This is a genomic window from Massilia sp. BGA-UO-ETr-WB1 (assembly GCF_059567845.1).
Window position 1 is genome coordinate 732773 of record NZ_JCAQOT010000027.1, and the last position, 26089, is coordinate 758861.

22 protein-coding genes are annotated in these 26089 nt (G+C 64.5%); 10 read left to right on the forward strand and 12 right to left on the reverse strand.

Translation table 11 applies throughout. From position 1 onward, the window contains the following. Positions 1–4: 4 nt before the first annotated feature. Both AC56DV_RS30095 and AC56DV_RS30100 read left to right on the forward strand, forming a co-directional pair. Positions 5–3766, forward strand: coding sequence for a hemagglutinin repeat-containing protein (locus AC56DV_RS30095; RefSeq protein WP_496317875.1), 3762 nt, complete (start codon positions 5–7; stop codon positions 3764–3766). Between the two features lies 1 nt (position 3767). Continuing rightward, the gene (locus AC56DV_RS30100) at positions 3768–4202 is read left to right on the forward strand and encodes a hypothetical protein (RefSeq protein WP_496317876.1); all 435 of its coding nucleotides are present in this window, start codon (positions 3768–3770) and stop codon (positions 4200–4202) included. Between the two features lie 100 nt (positions 4203–4302). Here AC56DV_RS30100 and AC56DV_RS30105 read toward each other — a convergent pair. The 5 genes from AC56DV_RS30105 to AC56DV_RS30125 form a co-directional block, all read right to left on the reverse strand. Beyond that, positions 4303–5411 (reverse strand): IS3 family transposase gene (locus AC56DV_RS30105; RefSeq protein WP_496317877.1). Its coding sequence is split into 2 segments (ribosomal slippage): positions 4303–5159 and positions 5159–5411, totalling 1110 coding nucleotides; the frame shifts between segments, so codons are not numbered across the junction. 54 nt (positions 5412–5465) lie between these two features. Next, positions 5466–5834 carry a hypothetical protein gene (locus AC56DV_RS30110; protein WP_496317878.1) on the reverse strand — a complete coding sequence of 123 codons (369 nt, stop codon included), beginning with the start codon at positions 5832–5834 and terminating at the stop codon, positions 5466–5468. An 88-nt stretch (positions 5835–5922) separates the two neighbouring features. Continuing rightward, positions 5923–6345: a cupin domain-containing protein gene (locus AC56DV_RS30115; protein ID WP_496317879.1), complete on the reverse strand. Its 423-nt coding sequence runs from the start codon at positions 6343–6345 to the stop codon at positions 5923–5925. A 7-nt stretch (positions 6346–6352) separates the two neighbouring features. Continuing rightward, the gene (locus tag AC56DV_RS30120; protein ID WP_496317880.1) at positions 6353–6700 is read right to left on the reverse strand and encodes a hypothetical protein; all 348 of its coding nucleotides are present in this window, start codon (positions 6698–6700) and stop codon (positions 6353–6355) included. A 44-nt stretch (positions 6701–6744) separates the two neighbouring features. Next, a complete protein-coding gene (locus tag AC56DV_RS30125) occupies positions 6745–8238 on the reverse strand; it encodes a hypothetical protein (protein WP_496317881.1) in 1494 nt (497 codons plus the stop codon). Positions 8239–8355: 117 nt separating this feature from the next. Here AC56DV_RS30125 and AC56DV_RS30130 point away from each other — a divergent pair, with 117 nt between their 5' ends. After that, entirely contained in the window at positions 8356–10650 is a 2295-nt protein-coding gene (locus AC56DV_RS30130; RefSeq protein WP_496317882.1) for a TonB-dependent receptor domain-containing protein, read from the forward strand. A 131-nt stretch (positions 10651–10781) separates the two neighbouring features. After that, positions 10782–11429 carry a GntR family transcriptional regulator gene (locus AC56DV_RS30135; protein WP_496317883.1) on the forward strand — a complete coding sequence of 216 codons (648 nt, stop codon included), beginning with the start codon at positions 10782–10784 and terminating at the stop codon, positions 11427–11429. 9 nt (positions 11430–11438) lie between these two features. Here AC56DV_RS30135 and AC56DV_RS30140 read toward each other — a convergent pair whose 3' ends face one another. Both AC56DV_RS30140 and AC56DV_RS30145 read right to left on the reverse strand, forming a co-directional pair. Then, a complete protein-coding gene (locus AC56DV_RS30140; protein WP_496317884.1) occupies positions 11439–14414 on the reverse strand; it encodes a glycoside hydrolase family 2 protein in 2976 nt (991 codons plus the stop codon). 18 nt (positions 14415–14432) lie between these two features. Further along, complete coding sequence (locus tag AC56DV_RS30145) at positions 14433–17294, reverse strand: glycosyl hydrolase 115 family protein (RefSeq protein WP_496317885.1); 2862 nt, start codon at positions 17292–17294, stop codon at positions 14433–14435. A gap of 76 nt (positions 17295–17370) precedes the next feature. Between AC56DV_RS30145 and AC56DV_RS30150 the strand changes: the two genes are divergently transcribed. Both AC56DV_RS30150 and AC56DV_RS30155 read left to right on the forward strand, forming a co-directional pair. Then, positions 17371–17514 carry a hypothetical protein gene (locus tag AC56DV_RS30150; RefSeq protein WP_496317886.1) on the forward strand — a complete coding sequence of 48 codons (144 nt, stop codon included), beginning with the start codon at positions 17371–17373 and terminating at the stop codon, positions 17512–17514. A 391-nt stretch (positions 17515–17905) separates the two neighbouring features. Beyond that, the gene (locus tag AC56DV_RS30155) at positions 17906–18298 is read left to right on the forward strand and encodes a YbaN family protein (RefSeq protein WP_496317887.1); all 393 of its coding nucleotides are present in this window, start codon (positions 17906–17908) and stop codon (positions 18296–18298) included. Here AC56DV_RS30155 and AC56DV_RS30160 read toward each other — a convergent pair. Together AC56DV_RS30160 and AC56DV_RS30165 are read right to left on the reverse strand one after the other, a co-directional pair. Continuing rightward, entirely contained in the window at positions 18279–18518 is a 240-nt protein-coding gene (locus tag AC56DV_RS30160; protein WP_496317888.1) for a YodC family protein, read from the reverse strand. The two genes, AC56DV_RS30155 and AC56DV_RS30160, sit on opposite strands and share 20 nt — an antisense overlap. Before the next feature lie 93 nt (positions 18519–18611). After that, positions 18612–19112, reverse strand: coding sequence for a hemerythrin domain-containing protein (locus tag AC56DV_RS30165; protein WP_496317889.1), 501 nt, complete (start codon positions 19110–19112; stop codon positions 18612–18614). Between the two features lie 237 nt (positions 19113–19349). Between AC56DV_RS30165 and AC56DV_RS30170 the strand changes: the two genes are divergently transcribed. From AC56DV_RS30170 to AC56DV_RS30185, 4 genes are all read left to right on the forward strand, one after another. Continuing rightward, entirely contained in the window at positions 19350–19547 is a 198-nt protein-coding gene (locus tag AC56DV_RS30170) for a hypothetical protein (protein WP_496317890.1), read from the forward strand. A 99-nt stretch (positions 19548–19646) separates the two neighbouring features. Then, positions 19647–20021 carry a BlaI/MecI/CopY family transcriptional regulator gene (locus AC56DV_RS30175; protein ID WP_496317891.1) on the forward strand — a complete coding sequence of 125 codons (375 nt, stop codon included), beginning with the start codon at positions 19647–19649 and terminating at the stop codon, positions 20019–20021. Positions 20022–20023: 2 nt separating this feature from the next. Then, positions 20024–21667: a M56 family metallopeptidase gene (locus tag AC56DV_RS30180; RefSeq protein WP_496317892.1), complete on the forward strand. Its 1644-nt coding sequence runs from the start codon at positions 20024–20026 to the stop codon at positions 21665–21667. Between the two features lie 70 nt (positions 21668–21737). Next, a complete protein-coding gene (locus tag AC56DV_RS30185; RefSeq protein WP_496317893.1) occupies positions 21738–23837 on the forward strand; it encodes a TonB-dependent receptor plug domain-containing protein in 2100 nt (699 codons plus the stop codon). Positions 23838–23846: 9 nt separating this feature from the next. Here AC56DV_RS30185 and AC56DV_RS30190 read toward each other — a convergent pair whose 3' ends face one another. From AC56DV_RS30190 to AC56DV_RS30200, 3 genes are all read right to left on the reverse strand, one after another. Further along, positions 23847–24860, reverse strand: coding sequence for an alpha/beta fold hydrolase (locus AC56DV_RS30190; RefSeq protein ID WP_496317894.1), 1014 nt, complete (start codon positions 24858–24860; stop codon positions 23847–23849). Between the two features lie 90 nt (positions 24861–24950). Further along, positions 24951–25496: a hypothetical protein gene (locus AC56DV_RS30195; RefSeq protein ID WP_496317895.1), complete on the reverse strand. Its 546-nt coding sequence runs from the start codon at positions 25494–25496 to the stop codon at positions 24951–24953. Positions 25497–25639: 143 nt separating this feature from the next. Further along, positions 25640–26083 carry an NUDIX domain-containing protein gene (locus AC56DV_RS30200; RefSeq protein WP_496317896.1) on the reverse strand — a complete coding sequence of 148 codons (444 nt, stop codon included), beginning with the start codon at positions 26081–26083 and terminating at the stop codon, positions 25640–25642. Positions 26084–26089: the final 6 nt, after the last annotated feature.

The window sequence follows — 26089 nt, forward strand, 5'->3', positions numbered from 1 at the left end:
CAGCGTGGCCGGCGGCGGCACCGTGCAGCTGGGCGCCAGCGGCGACGTGCGCATCACGCATGTGCAGGAAAGCCACGTGTCCGACCTGGCGCACCACGGCGAATCGAGCAGCACCTTCAAGAAGAGCAGCGACACCACGGCCGACTACAGCAGCGTGAACAAAGTGGTGGGCAGCAGCGTCAGCGGCGACGCCGTGACGGTCAAGTCCGGCGCCGACATCGCCGTCAGCGGCAGCCAGCTGACCGCCACCAAAGCACTGACCCTGGACGCCGGGCGCGACCTGCTGGTCGCCAGCGCCGAACAGACCGGCAGCGAAAAGCACAGCGCCGAGCACAAGAAGAGCGGCTTCTCGCTGGACGTGTCGGGCGGCATCGGCTACAGCAAGAGCCAGAACAATACCGCCGGCAACGCCGACACGGTGACCCAGGTGGGCAGCGTGCTCAGCGGCGGCAGCGTCAACGCCACCAGCGGACGCGACACCACCATCACCGGCAGCACCGTGGTGGCCGACAATGACATCAGCATCGACGCCAAGCGCAACCTGAGCATCGTCAGCGCCGAGAACAGCAGCGACAGCGCCTCGTCGAGCAGCAGCAAGAAGTCCGGCTCGATCGGCACCGCGTTCCAGCCGGCTATTGGCACGGTCAAGAACACCAGCGACGGCACGCAGAACAGCGTGACGCAGGCGGGCAGCCAGATCGCCAGCCTGGGCGGCAACGTCAAGCTGAAGGCGGGCGAGCAGTACACGCAAACGGCCAGCGAAGTGGCCGCGCCCAAGGGCGACATCAGCATCGCCGCCAAGGACGTGCTGATCAACGCGGCGCTGGACGTGAACAACAGCACCGATCACACCACCTACAGCAAGACGGCGATCGGCGGCACCATCAGTTCGCCCATCCTGGACGCCGCCAAGAGCGTCGGCAGCATGGCCAGCGCCGCGAAAAATACCAGCGACAGCCGCATGCAGGCGCTGGCGGCACTCAACGCGGCCGGCACGCTGTCGAGCATGCCGACTTCGATGACGGACGTCACGAATGCCGGCCTGCGCGTCAGCGTCAGCCTTGGCAATTCCAAGAGCGAAAGCAATGTCGTCAGCAAGAGCGAGACGGTGGTGGGCTCCACGGTTGCCGCCGGCGGCAACGTCAGTATCACAGCGAGCGGCGCAGGCAAGGACAGCAACCTGACGGCGGTGGGCAGCGACATCACGGCCGGTGGCAATGTTGCGCTGTCGGCCGACAACGACGTCAGCCTGCTGGCGGCAAAAGGCACGGCCAGCCAGCACAGCACCAATAAATCCAGCGGCGCCAGTGTCGGTATCGGCTTTGGCATCGGCGGCGCCTCCTACGGCTTTACGATTGACCTGGCGGTGAGCCAGGCGCGCGGCAAGGCGGACGGCGACGATATCGGCTATACCAACACACACGTCAATGCCGGCAGCAACGTGAGCGTGAGCAGCGGCGGCGATACGACCTTGAAAGGCGGCGTCATCGCTGCCGACAAGGTGGTGGCCAATATCGGCGGCGACCTGAACATCGAGAGCCTGCAGGACAGCAGCAAGTTCGACAGCAAGCAAAGCAGCTCGGGCCTGAACGCCAGCCTGTGCATCCCGCCGTTCTGCTACGGCGCGAGCACGGTGGGCGGCAGCATCAGCAAGTCCAAAGTCAACGGCGACTTCCTGTCGGTGCTGGAACAAAGCGGCATCAAGTCGGGCGACGGCGGCTTCCAGGTGACGGTCGGCGGCAACACCGACCTGAAGGGCGGCCTGCTGAGCAGCAATCAGTCGGCGGTCGATGAAGGCAAGAACGCGCTGATCACCGGCAGCCTGACCAGCAGCGACCTGCAGAACAAGGACGAGTACAGCGCCAGCGGCTTCTCGCTGTCCGGCTCGGTGAGCGGCAAGCTGGGCGATCATAGCAGTCCGCCGAGCAAGGTGACCGACAAATGGAGCGACGAGCAGAAGAAGGCCGCTGCGGCAGATGGCAAGCCGGGCGCCAGCGGCGGCTTCGGCTCGGCCAGCGGCAGCCAGGGCAGCACCACCGCCAGCGGCATCAGCGGCGGCGTGGTGGTCATCACAGACCAGGGCAAGCAGCTGGCGACCGGCAAGGACGCGGCGACGGCCCTGGCCGTAGTGGACCGCGATGTGACGACCGAATCGGCGGAAGCCAAGGCCGGCGCGTTGACCAAAGGCTGGGACGGCCAGCAACTGCAGAAAGAAGTCGACGCCCAAGTCGCTATCACGCAAGAGTTCAGCAAGCAGGCGCCGAAGGCGATTGCCGACTTCGCAGACAAACAGGTGAAACAGCTCCAGAAGGCGGGCGCAAGTAAAGAAGAGATCGCCAAATGGGAGGACGGAGGCGTTTATCGGGTAGCACTGCACACTGTTAGCGGTGCCTTGACCGGCGGCGTTGGCGGTGCACTTGGTGCAGGGGCCGTTGCCAGTGCAGCGCCATTGCTGGACGAACTCCAGGCTAAAACCATGGCGGCATTGGTCGATCAGGGTGTCAGTGCTGAGACCGCTAAAATGCTCGCGCAAGGGGTTTCGCAAGCAGCAGCGTTGAGTATCGGCACGGCCGTTGGCGGCCCGGCAGGCGCCGGCAGTGCGCTGGCAACGGACACCAACAACCGGCAATTGCACCCAGGTGACCGTGCCGCTGCGAAGAGCCTGGCGAAGGCGAGCGGAGGAAAGTACACGGAACAGGAAATCCTGGATGCGCTGCGCTATGCAGGCTTGAGGGGTAGCAACGGCCAGGTCATTGTGGCAGAGGGCACGCAAGAGACTTTCGTCAACAACACCAATATTAAGACTGGCGAGTCGATTCAGGCGACGCTGGCTGCCGACAACGGCATGCCGCTAGTGGTGGGCGACCAGATCACCTTGCTGGAGAAGCCGCCGAGCAAGCCCAGCAACGATTTGATGTCCTATATCGTAGCCAGCACCGGTGGAGCTAGCAGCAGGTATGTGTTTACGCCGTCTGTAATCTACACTGATGCGGCTCAACTTCCTGCAGCCCCTACTGGAACGCATCGTGCCAGTCAGGTGGTTGATGGGAAGGTATATTTCCCGTTGTATGCAGACTGTCCTGCGGCCGGCTGCATGACCGGAGATCCCATTGCGTCAGCTATAGATGACGCTTCTACCAAGGCGTATACAGAAGCTCTTGCGAAGTACGAGGAAAAGAAGTTGAACATTCTTTTCGCTGTGACTGGGGCTTTGGGACGGGTTAATAATGTCGTGGATGCGGCAGCGGAGCTATTTAATGCCACAAAGGTAAATTCTGGCATTGCGGTTGTCGAGGGTGCGGGCGGCGCTGTCAGTATTCCTAAAACTATTCCTTATGAGCCTAGCGGATCAGTAATTTTGCAAGGAAATGCGCCAGTCTGTGGCCCTGCATGCGCTGCTATGACGATATCTGATAAGACAGGGACATCCGTCAGCCTGTCGGAGACTATAGCAAGCTTTTCAAACGGAATTAGACCTACCGGTGTCAATACGGTAGAATTGTCAACTGTGATATCAAATGCTGGAGTGAAAAACTCGGTTGAGACCGTTATTTTTCCTGGTGAGTTGAATAAAATACTGGAATCTGGAAGCGCCGCAATCGTAAACGTCCAAGGACATTTTATAATTATTGATGGTAAGTCAACAGTAAATGGTGTTTCATATTACCTTACCCGGGATCCTTATACTGGACCTCGTGGCGTGATGTCTAGTCTTTTGGATAAAGCAATGGCAAATGGTGTGAGCGCAATTAGGATTGGAGATTAAAATGGATGTGAAAGATGTGCTCGAAATTGGAGCTGCCAATAGAGGAGTTGATGTTGAGATAAGCGGATGGCTGGTCGACTTGGATGACGGCCTCTTTATCTTGGGAGATCACTTTCCCGAAGATTATAATTTTCCGTACAGGCTAAAAATTAGAAATCAGAACATTATTTATGCGATTCTGCAACAGGTCCCAAGCTTGGGCGGCGGCCGAACGCTCTTGTTTTACAAAACAAGAGTTGAGGGGATATTGTCGAGTACTACTCCGCCGGAGATGTTCGTGCGACGGATCGAAGTGCAATACAATCGCAGTTCGGAAGTTTTTTATGGAATTGAATTTGATGATGACGCGATTAATAAATTTGTTGAGAAATTTGGCGAATACAAATTTAATCGTGCAAGAGAACCAATGCGGGATTGGCTGGACGAATTCGAATGATTGAATCGCCACGACCATTGTAGACACTCCTGAGCCATAATTTAGGCAAAGGTGATCCGCTTGGGTTTGATTGACACTTTGGGTACGAGAATTTGGTCGGTTAACGGCCCATTTCAAGCCCTTCAGAAACCGTACTCCGAGCGAAGGCCGTAGGGGTTTGGTCGCTGAGAGCCATGTGAGGCCGAATCTCATTGTAGTCCACGCGCCAGGCCTCCACGATGGCTTGAACCTCGGCCAAGGAGGTGAACCAGTGGACGTTGAGGCATTCATCACGCAGCGATCCGTTGAACGTTTCGATGTAGCAATTATCGGTCGGCTTGCCGGGTCGGCTGAAATCGATCTTGGCCTGGTGGTGATAGGCCCATAGGTCCAGCATCTGCCCCGAGAATTCGCTGCCGTTATCGACAAACAGGCACCGCGGCGGTGCGCGTTTTGCAACGATGCGGTTGAGCGCCGCAACCACGTCCTCGCCACGGAGGCGATGTCCGGCCACGATGGCCAAGGATTCCCGGCTGTAGATGTCGATCATCGTCACCAGCCGTATCTTGGTTCCATCGGCAAGTTGGTCGGCGACGAAATCCATGCTCCACGCGTCGTTTGCCCGACGGGGTTGCACGCGCGCCTGTCGGGCAACAGCACTCTTGCGCCGCTTCTTGCGCCAGGCGCGCAACTGCAACTGCTCCAAGCAATACCAGCGGTAAGTCTGGTTGACGCCCAGTTGGAAGCCCTCGCGTTTGAGCGGCACGTGCAACCGCCTGTAGCCCCAACGTACCCGCACCTGGGCCAGCTCCCGCAAGCGTTGCCGCAGCGCCAGCTTGGGGGCCTTCCTGCTCGACAGATATTGCGTGCTGCGCACTTGCTTGATCAGTCGACAGCCCCGCGCCAGTTTCAATCCGTAGTGATCGATGATGTAGGCCACCACCACTCGTTTTATCGCGGGCCGTCCCACTTTTTTGACGCGACGTCCTGCAGGATCGCCTTGTCCAAGCTCAGCTCGGCCACCAATTTCTTCAGCCGTGCGTTCTCGTCCTGCAAAACCTTGAGTTCCCGCACGCCTTCGGATTGCATGCCGCCGTACTGCTTTTTCCAGCGATAAAAGGTCTGCTCTGAAATGCCGAGCTGCCGGACAATGTCCCCAACCGCCATGCCCAGTTCGGCCTGCTTCAACACGGATACAATCTGTTCCGCCGGAAAATGTTTGCGCTTCATGGCCAAGCCCTCCCGTCAAGGAATTATTGACCAAAAACTCGTGCTCAGAAGTGTCTAATTTCGCCAGGGCAGATCAATAGGCGCGGATTTCGAACCTGCGTTGTGTAGCAAGAAGGAGGTTACCGAAATCGAGACTGTTACACCGGCAATGACCGTTCCTGCTACCCATTTGATCGTTTCGCTCAGGGCGCGCTGGAAGTTCGCTTCGAATTGAGCAAACCGGGTATCGATCCCATCTTCAAGGGACTTCGCTGCGGCTCTCATTGTTTGTTCCATTGAGTCCATGCGTGCGATGGACTGAGCCTGGTACTCTTTTAGGCTTCCAACCAATTCGGCGTTCGCCTGCCGCACTTCGCCAAGCATCTGGGCCGAGGCGGCCTGAAGCTTGGCGTCAATATAGTCCTTGTCAGTAGTTGCGCTCATTGAAGCATCATCTGCCTGCGAATTGCCATTGTCAATTGCGTACGTCGGCGCAACTGATCCAGCTCAATCGGCAATGCCGGTCTGCGGGTTACGCAGTATCCTTCGGCGGATTCTGCGCAAACCATTCGGCAATGCCCGGCATCGCAGGCTCGAATGGGCCCGGTGCGGAGAAGTTGAGGATGCCGGCGCGGACATTGCCCCGGTTTTCGAAATCGTGCGTCATGCCGCCCGGCACAAGGACGAAGGAGCCTTTCGGACATGCGTGCCAGTCGTGGCCAACCCGTACGCTCATCACCCCTTCGATAACATAGAAGAGATCGTCTTCCTCATGCGAGTGCGCGCCGGGGCCCTGGGTTCTGGGTTCCAGCCACCACTCCGAGACGGAGTACTTCGACTGGGTTTCCTCTTCGTCGGCCTTGAACACGGCTGAAATACGCCCCATCGGGTAAGCGCGGCCCTGTCCCGGCCCGAGAACGACGGCTTGTCGCGGCGTGCTGTTCGATTCGCTCATGTTTTCTTTACCTGGGGTTTGCCGGCGCAGAAGGTTGAACCGGGAGCGCGGCGGGAGGCTGAGTGTAAATAATGATGGGCGCCGGCGGTGCTGCGGCTTTCGGCGCCGCGTTGTTGATTGCAAACATCAGCACCGTTACCGACACGGCATTCACAGCAATGACGGTGCCGACCATCCACTTGATGAGTTCGGCAAAGCCTTTTTGCATTTCCGCCCGGAGCTCGGCAAACTTGGCGTCGACGGCTGCGAATCTGGTATCAACCGTTGCGGCAAGGACCGATAGCTTGCCCTCGACCCTGGTATCCGTGGTTTCCAGTTTCGCGTCGATATACTCTTTGTCGGAAGCGGCGTTCATGGATACATCATTACGCCGCACTCCAGGAGTGTCAATGTCCTTTGTCAAACGCCCTCGTATTGCTTGGCGCGAGTAGCCAGCTCGCTAGGCGTGGCCAGCAGGAGCATGTTGTCGCGCAACGCGGACAGGCTTTGCTGGCGGCGCTCGTCCCTGGCTTCCCCGGTTTCCTCTTCGCTGCGGCTGGACTCGTTCGGCTGGTACGGCGCCAGCGCGGCCATCAGGTCGCGTTCCAGGCTGTAGTCCGACGGCGTGGTCTTGTTGGAGGTCTGCTTGCCCATCACGTACTTCAGCACCTGCTCGGACTGGCTGGCGGCCTGCTGCAAGGTGGCCTTGAACAGCTTGCCGTCCTTGTAGCCCAGCTCGACGTTGCTGCTGGCGCTGTCCTCAATCAGGTGGTAAGTGTAGTTCTGCGACTGCGGCGTGACGTCCAGGTTCAGTTCGCCGCCTTTCTTGAGCGGCTCGTGGAAGCGGGCCGACAGCTTCGCCTGCTGGGTCTGCGAAATGGAACGGTCGTCGCGCCGCGCACCTTCGGTGCGGGTGTTTTGCGACACCTCGTAGGCGAAGCTGTCCTTCTCGCCCAGGCGCAGCGGGTTGGGCCACTTCGGCGCCTGGGTGACGGAGGCGCTGAAGTCCGCCAGCCCGGTGAGCACGGCGTGGTCTTCCGCCGCCAGCGTCCATTTGTTCGGCAGCGACAGGCCGTTGTCGCGCGGCGCTTCGCGGGTGGCGGTGCGGCTCATGTCGGAGAAGGCATCCTTGAACATGGTCATCAGCCCGGCGTCGCCGCGGCCGCGCGCGGCGGCCTGGTCGAACTGCTTCAGATAGCTGTTGATGGCCTTGGCCTGCTGCTCCTTGGTACCCAGGCTTTCGATCTTGCTGGTGTCGATGCTCACTTCGGCGCTGCCGGATGCGCCGCTGATGCTCACCTTGCGCTGCTGGCCGTCGGCCTTGAAGTCCAGCGTTTGCGTGCTGGGCGGCAGGGTGTACTGCTTCACCTCGGCGTGGAACTCGACCGATTGCAGGAATTTGCTGTCGAACTGGGCGAGGGTACCCAGGCGCACTTGCGGTGTGTCCAGCGCCATGCCGTCGATGGCGTTCTGGAAGCCGGCGGCCAGGCTGGACAGCGCATTGCGCTCGTCCTCGTTCAGTTCCGCGCTGGCGCTCACCTGCAAGGCCATGCCGTCGTCCAGGCTGGCCAGGGTCAGGTCCACTTTCACGCCGCTGCGGGTGGTGATGCTGAGGGTGAATTTGTTGTCCACGGTGTCCGGCAGCTTGGCCTGGTCCACCGGGACCGCCGCGCCGGTCTTGAACTGGCTCAGCATGGCGGCGCCGAGGTCTTTGAAGCGGGCGGCCGTGGTCGGCGGCAAGGCGGCTTCTTCCGCTTCGCTTTGGCGGGCGGCGGCCAGGCTGGCGGGGCTGAGCTTGACGATGGCGGACGGCGCCGGCCAGTCGTTCGCTGTGCCGGCCGCTTTTGGCGCGCCGGCGGCCGGCAGGCGCGGGGTCACCGGCTGCCAGTTGGAGAATGTCGAGATGGAGGTCATGCCTACTTAACGGCAAATGTTGCTGTAAAGTTTAGGCCATGTAAAATTACGTAATGACAATAGTTTGCCGGGCGCGATGCGGATAGAATGCGGGCAACCGATCAAACACTTTGTCCAATGCAAAAAATTCTCCTGACATGCTGCGTGGCCGGCAGCGCGGCGCTGTATCCCGACAGCGCCGCGCTGGCCCAATCCACCGCCACGCCTGAAGTAGTGGTGAAGGGCGCCCCGCCGAAAAAAGAACCCAAGCCGCTGGAAAAATCCACCGATACCGGCGTGCCGGTGCCGTCGGTGACGGTGGCGGCCGAGCGCCCCACCAACCGCATCGACCGCCAGGTGTACGACGTGAAGTCCGACGTGGGCAGCAGCAACGGCACGGCGGCGGACGCGCTCAACAACGTGCCCTCGGTGGCGGTGGACCCGGACGGCTCGGTCACGCTGCGCGGCAGCAGCAATGTGCAGATCCTGGTGGACGGCAAGCCGTCCGCCATGATGCAGGGCGATAACCGGGGCGCCACGCTGAGCGCCATGGCGGCCGACGATATCGAATCGGTGGAGGTGATCAACAATCCCGGCGCGCAGTTCGGCAACGAGGGCGGCGGCGGTCCCATCCTGAACCTGGTGATGCGCCGCAACCGCAAGCCGGGCGGCTTCGCCACCATCAACGCCAACGCAGGCAAGGACGGCCGCTACAACAGCGCCGTGTCGGGCAGCTACAACGAAGGCGCGTGGGGCTACCAGGGCGGCATCAACGTGCGCCACGACGGCCGCGATTCCACGGGAGCCACGGTGCGCGACCGCGTCAATCCGGTCACCGGCGCCGTTGAGCACAGCACGCAGAATTCCACCAGCAAGGGCTTGAACGATTCGGTCGGCCTGAACGGCACCGTCAGCTACAACCTGGGCGCCAAGGACACGCTCACCGCCAGCGCCAACTTCACCGGGCGCGGCAACGACCAGAAGTCCAGCGAACACTATGTGACCGGCAACGGCACGGCCACCATCAGCGACTACCAGCGCACCACGCAGCGGGAAGGCGACAGCAAGAGCTACAGCTGGGGCGCGCGCTGGGACCACAAGGGCGACGCGCCGGGCGAAAGCCTGAAGACGGACTTGCGCGTGTCCCGCTCCGACAACGACAGCGACACCGCCTACAGCAACGCCTACGCGGTGCGCCCGTTCAATGCGCCGGCCGACCGCAGCCGCCTGTCCAACGACACCGGCAACCGCATCATCGACCTCACCGGCGACTACGAGCGCAACATTGCCGGCGGCAGCGCCAAGCTGGGCTACAAGGCGGCCAACACCAAGAGCAGCTTCGACACGCTGTACGCCGACATCGACCCAGCCACGCTGGCCGAAACGGTGAACCCCTCGCGCACCAACCGCTTCAACCTGGACGAAACCACGATCGCGCTGTACGGCTCCTACCAGATGCGCCTGAATGAGCGCTGGGGCGCGCTGGCCGGCCTGCGCGCCGAGCATACCTCCATGGACATCGAACAGATCACCAGCGGTATCGAGGCCAGGAACAGCTACACCAACTATATTCCGAGCTTCTTCGCCACCTACAAGGTGAACGACACGGCCAATATGCGCTTCAGCTACGCGCACCGCATCCGCCGCCCGATGGCCAACGACCTGAATCCCTACGTGGTGTACCGCGATGAATTCAACGTGTCGTCCGGCAACCCGATGCTGAAGCCGGCCAAGACCGATTCCTTCGAAGTGGGCTACGAAACCAAGTTCGGCACGCTGGAAACCAATCTGCGCGCCTACTACCGCGACGAGACCGACACCATCGTCGAGCGCAGCACCTTCATCAGCCCGACCGTGCTGCTGACCACGCGCGAGAACGGCGGCGCCAGCCATTCGAGCGGCATGGAGTTCACCGTGAGCGGCAAGCTGACGCCGTCGCTGACCTTGAACACCAGCGGCAACCTGGCGCGCACCGAACTGACCTCGCACGACCTGAGCGGCGCCGACATCACCCGCAACGCCACCTCGCTGAGCGGCCGCGCCCGCCTGAACTACCAGTTGGACAGCGCCACCCAGCTGCAGGCCATGCTGCAAATGCAGGGCAAGACGCTGACCGGCCAGGGCTACCGCGAGCCGAACCACACGCTGAACCTGAGTGTGCGTCACGCGCTGACGCCGCAGCTCAACCTGGTAATGAACGTGACCGACGTGTTCGACAAGAACAAAATGGCCACCGTCATCGACACGCCGCTGCTGAAGGAAAACACGATACGGCGCTTCGACGGGCGGGTGTTCTATGTCGGCCTGTCGTACCGCATCGGCGGCGCGTCGAGCGCGGCGGAATCCCGTGGCGACCAGCCGTTCCAGGGCCCGCGTCAAGGCCCGGGAGCGGGTGGCCCGCCGCGCGGCGAAGGGGGCGGTCCCGGCTTCTGACAGCGTGCCGGCGCGCACTGATTTTTGAAGCTGATATGTTAGTATCCAAGCTTTGGATCAGCGCGCGCGGCACTATGGAAACTGCAGCAATTCCGGGGACTTTTCAGCTGGACCGGTCGAGAAACGCCACGGTGCAAGTGTTTGAGCATTTGCGCGAGCTGATCGTCACGCTGGCGCTGGAACCGGGCGCGGTGCTGCCCCGCAACGAACTGACGCGCTACTTCAATCTATCGGCCACGCCCATCCGCGACGCGCTGACCCGCCTGGGCGACGAAGGCCTGGTGGACATCTTCCCGCAGCATATTACGCGCGTGCGCAGCGTGGATCTGGCGTCGGCGCGGCAGGCGCATTTCCTGCGGCTGTCGGTGGAGCTGGAAATGGTGCGGATGCTGGCCGAGCGGCCCGATCCCGCCCTTGAGCGCACCCTGCTGCAGTTGGTGGAGCAGCAGCGCGCCTGCCTGGAAACGGGCGACCTGAAGAACTTCACCCGCATCGACCTGGCGTTCCACCAGCAGCTTTATGAAGCGGCGCAGCTGGAACAGCTGTGGACCGTGATGCGCAGCGGCAGCGGCAACCTGGACCGGCTGCGGCGCCTGCACCTGCCGTTGAACGGCAAGGCGCAATCGATCCTGGAAGAACACAGCGCCATCGCGCATGCCATCGGCGCCGGCGACCCTGCCGCCGCGCAGCAGTGCGTGCGCCAGCACCTGTCGGGTACCTTGTCGGAAATCGAGCAGCTGAAGCTCAAGTATCCGAGCTTCATGCTGCCGAATCCCTGACCTTCGCCGTTACGGCCGCTCGTAAAACTCCGCCTCTACGATGGACAGCACGCCCTTCGGCGTTTGGTTCGCGCCGGTGTCCGCAATGGCCTGGTTCGCCACCTCGGTCAGCTTGATGGCATTGTTCTCGTCGGCCACGCCGTTTAGCGTGATGCGTACCGTTTGCCCGCTGCTGGCGGCCAGCGGCAGCGTCACGTAGCCCAGGTTCTTCGGCGTCGTGCCTTCATACACCTGCTTGCCGTCCACCTCGATCCGCAGCGGATAGCTGCGCTCGCGCCAGCCGGACAATTTCAGCACCGCTTCGCTCAGCCTGGCCGTCCGCGCCAGCTTGAAGCTGATGCTGCCTTCGCCCGGCTTGCTGGACCACTTGGTGGTTTCGTCGTCGTCCACCGTGTTGCCCGCATCGGCCGCGTTGCTGGCCGCCTCGACCGCAGCTACCGCCACCGGCACGCGCGTCACCTGGAAGGACGGCGTGGCGGGCGTAGGCCCGCGCTGCAGGTTCAGCGGCAAGCCGTCGGCCGGGAACTGGGCCGACAAGCCATCCTGCACCTGCACCGGCTTCGACACCAGCGTCAGCTCGGCCGCAGCCAGTCCCTGTGACTTGGCGCGCAGCACGATCTTGCCGGCCTGCGTGGCGCTGCGCAGCAGCACCCGGTTCACGCCGCCTTCCACCGGCAGCGTGCGCGACAGCACATGGTTGCCTGGTCCCTGCGCGATGCCGCCGCGCCATTCGGCCGGCCCCTGCAGCTCGAATTCGACGGTGTTGAGCGCCACCGGATTGCGCCGGCCCTTGGCGTCCACCACTTCCACCTGCACCAGCGCCAGGTCGGCGCCGTCGGCCTGCAAACCCTTGGGGGAGGCGATCGAGCTCAGGCGCAGCTTGGCCGGGGCGCCCGCCGTGGCCAGCACGGACTCGCAGATGGCCTTGCCCTTGGCGTCGTAGCCCACCGCCTTCAGCTGGCCCGGCTGCCAGGCCACGTTGTCGAAGGTGAACAGGAAGCGCTCGCTCTGGCGTCCCTGGCCCAGCTTTTTGCCGTTGAGGAACAGCTCCACCCGCTCCGCGCTGGACACCACGCTCACCGGCTTGACCGTGCCGGGCGCGTAGTTCCAGTGGCCGATGATGTGGGCGCGCGGCTGCTCCACGTCCACCCAGCCGTCCCACATCACCTGGTGCGCGTAGTAGCCGTCTTTCGGAATGCGCATGGCGTCCACCTCGCCGCTGCGGCGGTAGTTGTTGGCGCCGCGATGGTGGGTGTTGGAGTCCGAGAAGATGATGTTGACGCCGCCGCTGGACACGCGCGTGCCGGTGCCGGGGCGCTGCTCCCAGTAGTCGTACCAGCGCTTCACGTTCTCGATGGCGTGCGAGTCCTGGTTGTGGTTGTAGGTGGGCGCCGGCTGGCCCTTGTGCGGCGGACCGTCGCCGTTCTTGTGGAAGGGCGCGCTGTATTCGTCCCAGTAAATGCGGGCGCCTTCGTCGCGCGAGTATTCCATGGCCCACATCGGGATGCGCGCGCTCTTGTTAATGTAGAGCATTTCGCCGCCGTACTCGGCCACCTGCTGCAGCTTGGCGCTGAGCATTTCGCGGCTGCCCGAGGCGCGCCCGCCGTGCGGATCGAACCGGTCGCGCAGGGCCTTCATTTCCAGCATGTGCGCTTCGCTCACGCCGCGGTTGCCGCTCTCGTAGAACACGATGGACGGGTTGTTGCGGTTGTAGACAATGGAGTCGCGCATGGCCTCGATGCGCTGCTCCCAGCGGCGGCCGGTCACGTCCGCCTCCGAGTCGCCCGGCGGCATGGCCTGCATCATGCCCACGCGGTCCAGCGATTCGGTGTCCTGCTTCCACGGCGAGATGTGCATCCAGCGTATCAGGTTGGCGTTGCTGGCCACGGCCAGGCCGTTGCTGTAGTCGCTCAGCCAGGCCGGTACGGACATGCCGACGGCGGGCCACTCGTTGGAGGTGCGCTGGGCGTAGCCCTTCATCTGGATCACGCGGTCGTTCAGCTTCACCATGCCGTTGCCGAACTCGGTCTTGCGGAAGCCGGTGCGGGTGGTCACGCTGTCCACCGCCTTGCCGTCCACTGTCAGCGTGGTCACCACGTCGTACAGGTAGCCGTAGCCCCAGCTCCAGAAGTTCAGTCCTTGCACGGCGGCGCTGGCCCTGACCACGGCGGTGGCGCCGGGCGCCACGGTCTGCGCCGGCGAGGCGAATTGCGCCACCTGTTTGCCGTCGCGGTCCTTGATGCGCACTTCGTAGATGAAGCTGCGCGCCTCAGGGTACTCGTTGCGCACTTCCGATTCGGCCGCGATGGTGGCGCGGCGGCCGGCAATGTCGAACTCGCGCGCGTAGACGTAGACGCCGGTGGTGCCCAGCGTGGAATACAGCGGCAGGGTCTGGTACAGCTTGTCCGTCACGTGCAGGCGCACGTTCTTCGGCAGGCCGCCGTAGTTGGCGTTGAAGTTCTTGTCGGCCCACTGGTAGCGCTGGTTGGTGGCCTTTTCGCGGTAGTCCCAGTTGTTGTCGGTGCGCACCGCCACCACGTTATCGCCCGCCTGCAGCGGGGAGGTGATGTCGAAGCCGAAGGCGTTGATGCCGTTTTCGTGCAGGCCCATGCGTTTGCCGTTCACGTATACCTCGGCCGCCTGGCGCGCGCCCTCGAACTCGAGGAACACTTTCTGGCCGGCGGCGGAGGCGGGCAGGGTGAAGTGCTTGCGGTACCAGGCCACGCCGGTGCTGTGGTCCACGATGTCCTTGCTGAAGGCGTCGTCCTCATTCCACGCGCGCGGCAGGGTGACGGCTTTCCAGGCGCTGTCGTCGAAGGCTTGTTGGGCGGCGTCGGCCGGATCGGCCACGGCCAGGCGCCAGCCGGGATTGAAGTTGTAGGTCTGGCGCTCGGCGTGGGCGGGCAGCATCAGGCCGGCTGCGATCAGGGCGGCAGCCAGCCGCAGGCGGGGCAGGCTTTGGAGTTGCGCAGGACGTGGCTTCATGGCGGGGCAGGTTAGGTTTCAGGGAGTGGTCCGCGCATCGGCGGCGGCAGGTTTGCCGTAGTACCTGGGCGCGCCGTCGAAGGCAATCTCGATGCGGTCCAGGATGATGCCGGGGTCCAGGGCGTGGACCGTGAGCGTATGGGGGCCGGGCGGCAGGTCGGCCAGCGGGATGGTGCGCACGGCGGTGTTGCTCAGCACGTTGTTCTTCCATTCGTCGCTGCGGCCGTGGGTGGTGTAGTCCAGCGCTGCGGGCGCCTGGCCATCCAGGCTGACGGCGATGCGCAGCTTGTTGGCCGAGGTGAGCGGATGCACCGGTACGGCGACGATTTTCAGCTGCGCGGCGCCCCGGGTGTGGCTGTGGAAGCGGTAGAGCAGGGCGGGCGCGGCAGGCGCGGTGCCTGCGGTGTTGGCCGTTGCGAGGTGGCGCGACGGCAGGGAGAGGTCGGAACGCATGCTGCTGCCGAAGCTGCCCAGATCGATTGCGGACCAGCCTGCCGTGGCCACGCCGCTCGCGGCCGGCAGCGTGATGATCCGTTCGTGTTCCGTCGCCACGCCGTCGGCCGCGCCCGGCGCCCACTGCAGTTTCGCTTGCAGCTGTCCGTCGCCGCACGCGAAGCGAAGGGCGGCGGCCTTGCCGGCGCTGCCGTCATAGCGAACCTCGATGCGTTGCTCGTAGCCGTTGCCCTCGTTGAGCGTGCCTTTGCTTGTGGACAGGCTCATCCCCTCCGGCACGGAGACGGCGGACCACGGCTGCTGCTGCGCGCCGTACTGGACCAGCGTAATGGTTTTGGTTTCCGCGCGGCCCCGCGTAAAGGCCAGCGCGCCGCCCTGTGCCGACAGCGGCGTCGGATAGGCCAGGGCGCATCCGCTGCGGCCCGCCTGGCTGTAAGTGGGAAACGCGGGCGCGTCGAACACCGGCAGGCGGCGCGGCGCCGCGTCCATCATGCCGCGCCATTTGCCGCCGCCGAGGGCGTTGTAGCGCGCCGTGTCCGCAACGATGGCCGCCTGCGCGGCTTCGGCCTGCCGCGCATAAAGCTGCGCCGCCGGACGGCCCATGCGCGCGTACTGCGCCGCCAGGTCCAGCTTCAGGATGCGCGCATTCAGGTTGGCGCTGGAGCGCACCGGATACAGCACCAGCTGGAAGTAGGCGTCCTGGCTGGCCGCCGGCAGCGCAGCGCCCACGGCCTGCGCGCGCAGCACCAGCGCCTGGTAGCGCGCCAGCCGCTGTTCGGCCTCCTCGCCGCCCGACTGCAGATAATCGCTCTGGCGCGTGGGCGTGGTCGGCTCGGTCTGGCTGAAGCCCATGAACTCCGGGCGGCGCTCCCATGCCAGGCTGTAGTACTCCTGCATGATGGACGCGATCGCCGGCGCCTGCGCGGCGCCGAACTGCGCGGCGAACCAGGCCTGCATATGCTCGCCGGCGCCGCGCTCCAGCAGGCGCTGGTCGAAGGCCAGGTCCAGGAAGTACTGCGTGAGATACTCGCCCGGCTTGATGTCGCCCACGTTGACCACCCACACCTTCCCGGCCCCGGTGGCCGCTGCGCGCTGCAGCTGGTCGCGGACCAGGCCGGGGTGCGTGGTGCTCAGCCACAGGTAGTCGTGCGGCCGGCCCCAATAGGACAGGTGGTAGTACAGGCCCGCACCGCCGCTGCGCGCCGCCTCGGCGGGTGTGCTGAGCTGGTGCAAATAGCCGTAGTTGTCGTCCGGCCAGATCAGCGTCATGTCGTCCGGCACCTTCAGGCCGCTGTTGTAGATGTCCAGCACTTCCTTGTACAAGGTGAGCGCCTGCGGAATTTTCGGCAAGGGCTGCGCCAGCGCCTTGGCCAGCATGCCGCGCTGCAGGTCGATCACGGCCGACACGCCATTGCGCGCCTCGTCCAGCGTGCTCGCGCCTTCCATGGCCGAGTCGTGCACGCCACGGATGCCCATGGAATAGAAGTTCTCGTAGGCTTTCACCTTATCCACGCGCTGCTGCCAGTACTTGGCCAGCGCGTTGCGGTTGGTGAAGAAGTTGAAGGCGCCGTCGCTCTTCTTCCACTCGCGCACATTGTTGCGCATCATGGGCTCGGCGTGCGAGGTGCCGACCACGATGGCGTAGTCGCGCGCGGTCTGCGCGTTGCCCGGCATCTGGTAGAAGGGCTTGGTGGAGTCGTGCATTGCCGGCCAGATGAGATTGGCCTTCAGCCGCCACAGCAACTCGTAGATGCGCGCATAGGTGGCGGGGCCGATGTCGCCGCTGCTGTCGTAAGTCTTGGCGGCCCACGGCTGCAGGCCCCAGTCCTCGTCGTTCAGGAACACGCCCCGGTATTGCACGGACGGGCGCTCGGACAGGATGCGTTCCGCGCGCACCTCTGCCACGCTGCGCACCGCCGGCTGCACGTCGGCCCACCATTCCCAGGCCGATACGCCCAGTTCGCGGCTCAGATCCACCGTGCCATACACCGCGCCACGGGCGTCCGAGCCGGCGATCACCAGGAGCTGCACGCCTGGCTTGCTGCGCGAGGGCTGGCTGACGCGGATATAGCGTTCCCATTCGCCGTCCAGGGCCGAGAAATCGAGGTGTTCGCGCTGGGCCAGCTCGCGCAGCAGCGGGCTGTCGTGGTGGCCGATCACCACGCAGACCCGCTCGCAGTCGTCCAGGCTGCCTGCGGCGAGGCGGCGGGGCGCTTTGCCGCTCACCGCCAGCAGGTCTCGGCGCAGCAGGCTGGCCGCCAGATTCATGGTGGCGCTGTCTTCGGACAGCACGCCGGCCACGCCTTCGGGACCGGCCAGGCGGACACTGGCGGCATGGGACGACGGCGCCACCAGTAGCAGGCCGAGCAGCAGGCCAAGCGGCAAGCCAGGCAGCAGCGGAGCCAGTTTGGATGTGAGTGTCAACATGGAGAGGCCGGAAGTGAAGGCGCTGAAATATTAGCATGGCAGAACAGCGTCGCCCCCGCCCCATTCGCTCACGCGGATGACTATTTCATCCGCGCAAGCTCATTACCGCCACGGCGTGGCGACGTCCAGCGGCGCTGCGGCAGGCTTGGTGTGGGCCAGGCTGATGCCTTTTGCGCTGGCAGCGCGGGAAATGACGGAGCCGCCGCCGGGCATGGCGTAGGCGGATCGGATTGCGCCTGTGCCAGGGTGACGTGGCGCGCCCCGGCCGCGTTGAGCCTGGCCATGACGTCCGGCAGCGTGACGGCGCTCCAGCCGCCCAGGTGAGTCAGCAGCACTTGCGGAATTATGCGCCCGTACACACGCTGCGAGTCCGCCTTCATGCGGAGATGGCGCTATCAACGCCGGCCAGATAGTCGGCCTTCATGGCTTGGATCGCCGCCCCGTCCTCCTTGGCCAGGCAGCGGGCGTAGGCATCCGTGACCTGAGGCTCGTAGCTGGCGTCAACCGGTTTCTACCGATGGTATGGCGGGGGGAACTCCCTTGCCGCGCCTGCCGCTCTCGCTGCAATGCGCAGGTAGCCCTCACCCAGCCTGAGTTATACTGTATCCCACATGAAACTCCTCCTCATCGCCCTCGGCTGCATCTTCCTCGCGCTCGCGGTGCTGGGGGTGTTCCTGCCTTTGCTGCCGACCACGCCGTTCCTGCTGCTGGCGTCGGCCTGCTTCGCACGCAGTTCGGAGCGCTTGCACCGGTGGCTGCGCAATCACGGCGCGCTGGGGCGCTATCTGTCGGACTTTGAGGATGGGCGCGGGATACCCTTGCGCGGCAAGGTGCTGGCGCTGGGGCTGATGTGGCCGTCGATGGTTTATTCGATGTACCGTGTGCCCTACATCGGCTTGAAGGTGATGCTGTTCTTCATAGCCTGCGGCGTCACGATCTACCTGCTGAGACTGCCAACCGCGCCGCAGGCCGGCGCGGCGCAGGTCAGTTCCGGGGAACGCTGACCGAGCCGGGCCGTGGGAAGCGGCGGCGCTCATAGCGGATGATGTCCAGTTCGTCCGGGGCGAACACCCGTTCGTTCAACTGGTGGTTGCAGTCCCAGACGCAAAATATGCCGACCACTGCCTCGTCGCCGCACTGCAACTCTTCGTACGCGCCGACCACCAGCATCTCGGGACCGCCGCCTCGTACTTGTACGAGATCGCCCTCTTTGAACCGTTCCATGTTCGCCTCATGCGTCGCCACGGCCAACTTACGGAATGCTAGTTTATCCCTTTTGCCGGGCCGTTTGGTTACCTGGGCGCCACGCTTGTGAAGCTACAGCGATATTTCTTCCTTCCGTTCGGCCATCTGCTGGCCCAGTTCAACCAGGTCCAGCTTGGCCTTGCGCACTTTCGGGAACAGCTCGCCTTCCTCTTCCTGCACGTGGTGTTCGATCATTTCGGATAGCACCTTCACTTTCGCGTCGTACAGCTCGTCGCCCGGGTCCATGGCCTCAATGTCGGCAATGAGCTGCTTGGCGGAGCCGTGTTCCACAACGGCCTCGTCGATCAGGTCCTCGAACTCCTTGCCGGCGGCGCGCACGGCCGGGTAGAAGATCTCTTCTTCCACCTGGGTGTGCTTGGTCAGTTCGCTGCAGATTTCGTCGGCCAGCTTCTTCTTGCTGACCACGGCCCGGTCCGTCATGTCTTCAAATTGCTCGAACATGTCCTTGACGTGTTCATGGTCCGCCATCAGCAGGCTGATCGCATCGGTCTCGCCGGTTTTGGTGGGCATTGCTTTAGGCATGGCTTTGGATGGGGTTTTATCGGTACGCATAGTGGCCTCCTCAGGCTGTTAGGGTGAACAGAGCAGGGGCCAGTCTGATGCCGCACCGCACGCGCCTCGGTGCGCTATCTCACCTAACCGACACAACGCTTGTATGTTCCCGGGGAACTCAGTTCAGTCCTACGCGCTTGTTGCTTGCGCTCTGATGTTTCGCGGAAATCGTGGCGCGCATGATGCGTGCATACCGGCATGGTGCCGGTAGCTATAAACTTGACAGGAGAAAGCATCATGCCGAACCAATCCAAGGACGACAAAAAACGCGGCGCCAAATCCAGCGGCTCGCGCGCCGGCACGCAGGGCGGCACGCACGAGCAGCATGTGGAGGCTGGCCGTCAAAGCCACAAGAATGACAACGCCAGTTCGTCGGGCAGCAAGCAGTCCGGCAGCTCGGGCAGCTCTTCCGGCGGGAGCAAGCAGAACCGCTAATACTGCTCGGTCAGGGCCTGCGACAGTTGTCGCATAAAGCGATTGCAGGTGTGCGACAACTGTCGTATCATGGCGTCTCTAGTCACATAGGGGCGATCCATGTCTACGCCATCGGTAACGGAATTGAGTTTGTTGAAGTGCTTGTGGAAGGAGCAGCCGCTGAGCGCGCGCGAGATCCATGAGCGGGTTGTGGATGAGCTGGAGTGGTCGTACTCGTCCACCCGCAAGACGCTGGACCGGATGCTGGAAAAGCACATGGTGGCGCAGCAGACGGTGCACGGCGTGAACGTCTATACGGCGGCGCTGGAGAAGGTGGCCACGCTGGCCGCTTTCGCGCATGACTTTGGCAAGCGCGTAATGGAGATGGATGCGCCGTTGCCGGTCAATATGTTCACGGGCAGCAAACTGGTGGACCAGCAGGAGCTGGCCGCGCTGGATCAATTGCTGCAAGACTGGCCTGCGGAGAACGACTGAGCATGCCGGCCATTTCCCCTTTCCTGTTTTTGCTGGCCAGTGCTACTTGCCTGGTGGCGGGTGCGCTCGCGTGGGCGCTGTTGAAGCTGGCCGAGCGCGTGTGGCCGGGTATCGCTGCGCAGCGCGCGGTGTGGCTGCTGGCGCAGCTGGCGGTCGCGGTAACGTTCGCGCTGGCGCTCGTGCCGCGCAGCGCGGAGTTGAGCGTTGTGCCTGCGATTGAGCTGTCGCAGCCCGCACAGCACGCGTCGCACGCGCCGGTTGGCCCGGAGCCGGCCTCGCGGGTGCCGGGCGCGCCGGGGACGCTGGACGGTAACGGCTGGGCCTCGCTCGATGGCGCTGCTGCCAATGATGCCGATGCTGGGCCGGCTGCATCGCATGGCATGACCATGCCGCGCTGGTTGTCGCTGCTGTCACTTGCCTGGCTGGCTTGCTACGGCGCGGGTTTGCTGTATGCGGCGGGCCGCTGGGTGCGCGCGCAGCGGGCCTTGCGCGCTGTGTTGCGCACGGCGGACCGTGTGAGCGGTGCGGCGCTGAAAGCGCATAAGGGTTTCGTCGAGGTGTCGCCATATCGCGGTCCGCCGGTGCTAGAGACGCCCGTGCCGGTGTCGCCGATGCTGGTCGGCTTGCTGGAACCGCGCCTGCTGCTGCCCAGCCATCTGGCGCAGTTCGACGTGCAGCAACAGCAGCTGATCGTGGCGCATGAGCTCACGCATTGGCGCCGCCGCGATCATGTATGGCTGCACGCCAGCCTGCTGCTGCAGACGCTGTTCTGGTTCAATCCGGCCGTTCGGCTGATGCGGGCGAAAATGAACTGGGCGCAGGAACTGGCCTGCGACCAGCAAGTGCTGGCGGGGCGTACCGCGCAACAGCGCCAGAGCTATGCGGCGGCGCTGGTGGCGCAGCTGAAGCTGCAGCAAGCGATGATGTCGGGCGCTTATGCGGCGTCCGCGTTTGGCGGCGCGGGCGTGGCTGCGCTGGGTGACAGGATAAAGCTGATACGCGCTGGCGGCGCCGGCGTGCTGGGCGCGGCGGGTAAGGCCCTGCTGGGCTGCGCCACGGTGGCGCTGCTGGCGGCGAGCGTGCTGTTGCAGCCGGCGTTTGCGTGGCGAATTGGCGATGCGGCAGGCGTAGCTGCGGCTGCGGCGCAAAGCCCGGCAGTCGGGACGCCGGGCGCGGGCCAGGCGCTGCCGTCGTGGCGTGCGCCGCTTGATGCGGCGCGTGTGAGCAGCTTCTATGGCGCGCGCAGCAAGCCGCTGCCATCGAGCAGCGCGTTCCATCACGGGATAGACTTTGCGGCACAGCGCGGCACGCCTGTGCTGGCGCCTGCGGCCGGCACGGTGGTGGAGTCCACTGCGCTGTATGACGGTCAGCCGAAATTCGGGCAGGTCATCGTGATCGACCATGGAAATGGCTTGCGGTCCATGTATGCGCATCTGGACCGGCGCTCGGTGCGCATTGGCGCCAAAGTGGCTGCGGGCCAAACAATCGGCTTGTCCGGCGCCACTGGGCGTGTCAGCGGGCCGCACCTGCACCTGGAGGTGCTGCGCAACGGCGAGCATGTCGACCCGGCGCTGTTGATCGCCAACCTGGACTTCAACGCATTCCCTTCCGCGCTGCGTGCGCGTTCGGCCGCACTGGCCAACTAACTCCCTTTATTTCAACGAAGTCCATGCCTGCGCGGCAGGACTTCGCACGTCCGTACACTTGAGGAAAACCATGAAATTACACGTTTGTGCATTTGCCGTCGCTGTCGCGTTCCCGTTTGCTGCGGCGGCCCAGGAGATGCAGAAGATCGAAGTAACGGGCGCCAAGCTGGATCAGCGCCGCGAGGGCACCGCTGCGGCCATCATCATCGGTCCGCAGGAGCTGCGGCATCAGGGCGACAGCACGCTGGCCGACGCGCTGAAGCGCGTGCCGGGCATCACCATCGGCGATGGCGCCAAGGGCAGCGAGATCCGCATGCGGGGGCTGGGCAACGGCTACACGCAGATCCTGCTGAACGGCGTGGCGGTGCCGCCGGGCTTCAACGTGGAAAGCCTGGCCCCCGAGTTGATCGAGAAGGTGGAGATCCTGCGCACCGCTTCGGTGGAGCTGGGCACCCAGGCCATCGCGGGCACCGTCAACATCATCCTGCGCAAGAGCGCGGCGCGCGCGCGGCAGGAGGCCAAGCTGGGACTGGATGCGCTGGCGGGCACGCGTTCCCCCAGCCTGGCGTGGCAGGCGTCGGATAAGGTGGACGGCTACAGCTACACGGTGGCGGCAACGGCCAGCAGGGTCACCGCGCCGGAGTGGCGCATGGAGTACGAAACCGTGGAGGCGCAGGACGGGCAGGGCGGTGCCCCGGCCTTGTCGCGCGTGAGCCCGCAGCGCAACTTCAACGTGGCGCGTGCGGCCAGCGTGGCGCCGCGCTTTACCTGGAACAGCGGTGGCGGCACGCTGGCCTCGCAAACCTTTGTGAACCTGTATGAGCGCAGCATGGGCGTGGAATCGCATGAAACCGTGCTGGCCGGCGGACCAACCCAGTTCCCGGACAACGGGCACCACGTGGATCTTCGCGGCGTGCTGCTGCGCAGCGACCTGACCTGGCAGCGCGCGCTGCAGCAGGGCGCGCGGCTGGAAGCAAAGGTGGGGATACTGGCGAATCCGCGCAGTTCGGATTTCGAGTTCCATTCGCTGGCCGGCCGCGTGCGCTCGGAAGACCTGAAGGTGGTGCACGCCGATATTGGTGAACTGGGCGTCACCCTCAGTGGCAAATACCAGCTGCCGCTGGGCGGCGGGCATGCGCTGGCCATAGGCTGGGACGCCGGCCGCACGCGGCGCACGCAAAGCCGCGAGGAGCAGGATCACACGGCCGGCATCGCTTACGATGAGCGCTACCGTGGCCTGATCACCCGCCTTGCGGTGTTTGCGCAGGACGAGTGGGAGCTGAGCAAGGACTGGTCGCTGTCGGCGGGCTTGCGCTGGGAGGCGCTGGAGACCTCGGTGGCACAGCACGGGGCCGGCACATTGGCCCAGCGCTCTCCCGTGCTCAGTCCCGTGTTGCAGGGGATGCTCAAGCTGTCGCCGCAGCGGCAGGTGCGGCTGAGCGTGGCGCGCACTTTCAAGGCCCCCACCATGGTGGACCTGATACCGCGCCGCTATACGACCGACAACAATAACAGCGCCACCAATCCCGACACGCAGGGTAATCCGGCGCTGCGGCCGGAGCTGGCGTGGGGCCTGGACGCCGGGTATGACCACTATTTCGGCAAGGACGGGCTGTTCAGCGCCAGCGCCTACGCCCGCCGCATCGACGATGTAACCCTGCCGCTGCTGTTCCGGGACGGCGGGCGCTGGGTGCGCACGCCGTCGAACCAGGGGCGGGCGGACACCCACGGCGTGGCGCTGGAGGTGAAGGCTGCCTGGTCCGCCGCATTGTCGGTGCGCGCGAACGTGGCGCGCAACTGGTCGCGCGTGGCGAGCGTGCCGGGGCCGGACAACCGGCTGGACCGGCAGGCCCCGCTCAGCGCGAACGCGGGCCTGGACTGGCAGCTGCGGCCGGGGCTGAAGGCCGGCGCGGACCTGAACTACCAGCGTGGGGCGCGCACGCAGGTGTCTGCGGGAGAGGCATCGGCGGTGGGCAGCGTGCGCAAACTGGACTTGTACACGGTATGGGAACTGGACAGCGCCACGAGGCTGCGCCTGGGCGCGGTGAACTTGCTGCGGCGGGACAGGTCGGAATGGAGCAGCGCCGTGGTTCCTGCGGGCGTGCAGCGCCTGCTGGCTCGCACCGACGTGTCGCCAACGCTGCGCGCCGGTCTCGAGCGCAGCTGGTAGTACAGCATCCTACTGCGCCAGTTTGCGCACGCGCTCCTGCAGCAGCTTGAACTGCGCGTCCACCATCGACTGGTTGGGGTCGTGGCCGGTGCGCGGGATGCTGATGTAGTCCTTCTGCGGCGCGCTGATGCTGTCGTAGTAGCGGCGCGTGCCGGCCGGTATGGTCAGCAGGTCCTCCTCGCCCTGCATCAGGAACACCGGCACGGTGAAGGCGCTGCCCAGCGCGGGCAGGTTCACCCGGGACGCCATGCCGTCGCCCTTCATGCCGACGAACTGCAGGAAGGAGTAGTCCTCGCCGGCTTCGTAGTCCGCTTGCGCCTGCGGCGTTGCGTATTGGGCTTCGGCTTGCCACCAGTCTTTCGGCGCGGGCTCCGTGCGCTGGCCTTCATACTTGCGGATGGCGCGGCGCAGGACACCGAAGCTGCGCGGATTGGTCCACGGCGGCGCACCGAGCGCGTCGAGCTTGGCGATCACGTCCCGGTCGTTCGCGGCGCGCGCCAGCGCCGTCAAGGCGGCGTAGCTGCTGGCCTGGTCGGCCGTGCCGTTCACCACCTGCGCGGTGCCCACGTAGGCAGCGTACAGTTCAGGGCGCGCCTTCAACATGTGCACGCCCAGGATGGAGCCCCAGGAACTGCCCATCAGGATCAGCTTGCGCTTGCCCAGGCGTTCGGCGATGTAGGCGGCCACCTCGTTGCCGTCGGCGGCCAGGCGTTCCACGGTCAGCATCTCGCCCTCGGCCGGCGGACTTTTGGCATAGGTGCGGCCGGCGCCGCGCTGGTCCCACTGCACCAGCGTGTAGTGCTGTTGCCAGGCGCCATACAGCCTGGCGGAATATGGGCTCATGGGGTTGCCCGGGCCGCCGTGCACCATCAGCACTACCGGGTTGGCGCGGCTGCTGCCTTTCACGGTTATCCACTGCTGGATACCGCCTATCTGGACGTAGCTTTCCTCGTTCAGTGGTTGCGCGGAGGCGGCGCGTGGAAACAGAAGCAGGGCGGCGAACAACAGGGAGCAGGATTTCATGGCTATTCAATCGATTGATGAATTGGCAATGTAACTGATTCGTCGCGCTTTGAGGGAACAGCCCGCTGTGGCAGCTTAAGTGTACTGCTGCTACGGCTCGGCCCGGTCGTAGTTGCGGTATTTGCGCTTGCGGGTGATGGGGTTGCGCGCGTATTGCAGGATGCCGGAGATGGCGGCCGTCATCAGGCCCAGCATGGAAATCCACAGCACGGCGGGGTTCAGGCCTTCCTCGGCGCTGGATGGGTAGCGCTTGTAGGGATCGATGCTGTCCAGGTCCGGGTCCTGGCGCGGCAGGTGCAGGCGGCTGGCGTTGCTGTCGTTGGCTTGCGCCTTGGAGAAGCTGGAGGGCGTCAAATAGGCCTGGGTGACGCTGTTGGCGGCTGCCAGCAGTTGCGGATCGGGTTGGTCCTGCGCATCGGCGGCGGCAGACAGGGCGACGGCAGGGCCGGGCGAGGCGGAGGCGAAGGCGGCGCGCGGGCCGGAAGGGCTGAGCGGGCCAGCCGCAGAGGCCACAGGACCTGTTGCCGGGGCGGCGCTTGCCGCGATGGCGGCGGCCGAAGCCGGCGGCGTACCCGCAGCCAGCCAGCCGGCTGCGAGCAGCGAGCACAGTTGACGGACGGTTGGGGTGCGGCACATGGCGGTCTCCGGCGTGAATTCACTATAGGCAATTTTAGTTGCCTATGTTTATCATGCTAGACCTTCGTGCGCGCCGTGTAAACAAAAAGCCGCGACGAGCGCGGCTGTTTCGGGAAAAAGACGTTGCTTTTCGGCTACTTCAGCTATCGGTGGCCGGCATCCGGCGCGTGCGGCGTGGCGCTGAGCTGGTGGGCCCATTCCAGCACGGCGCGCACGCGGGGGCCCAGCAGGGAGCGGGCCTCGTCCACGTCCACCCAGCGGAATTCGTCGTGCTCGGGAAAGCCCAGTTCCTCGCTCACGCCCAGCACCACGTCGCGCGTGGCGCTCACCGCCAGGTAGTAGCGCGCCACCTTGCCGTCCCCGTAGGGCGCGGTTTCGGTGAACTGTTCGCCCCACGGAAAGCTCAAGTCCGTCAGCGTGGCTTCCTCGGCGATCTCGCGCTGCGCCGCCAGGAAGGGCGACTCGCCCGGCTCCACCATCCCTTTCGGGAAGTCCCAGTACTGGAAGCAGCGCATCAACAGGTAGCGGCGGGCGTCGCCGCTGCCATGCTGCACCACCGCGCCGGCCGAGAGCGATTTCTGTTTCATTGCCGC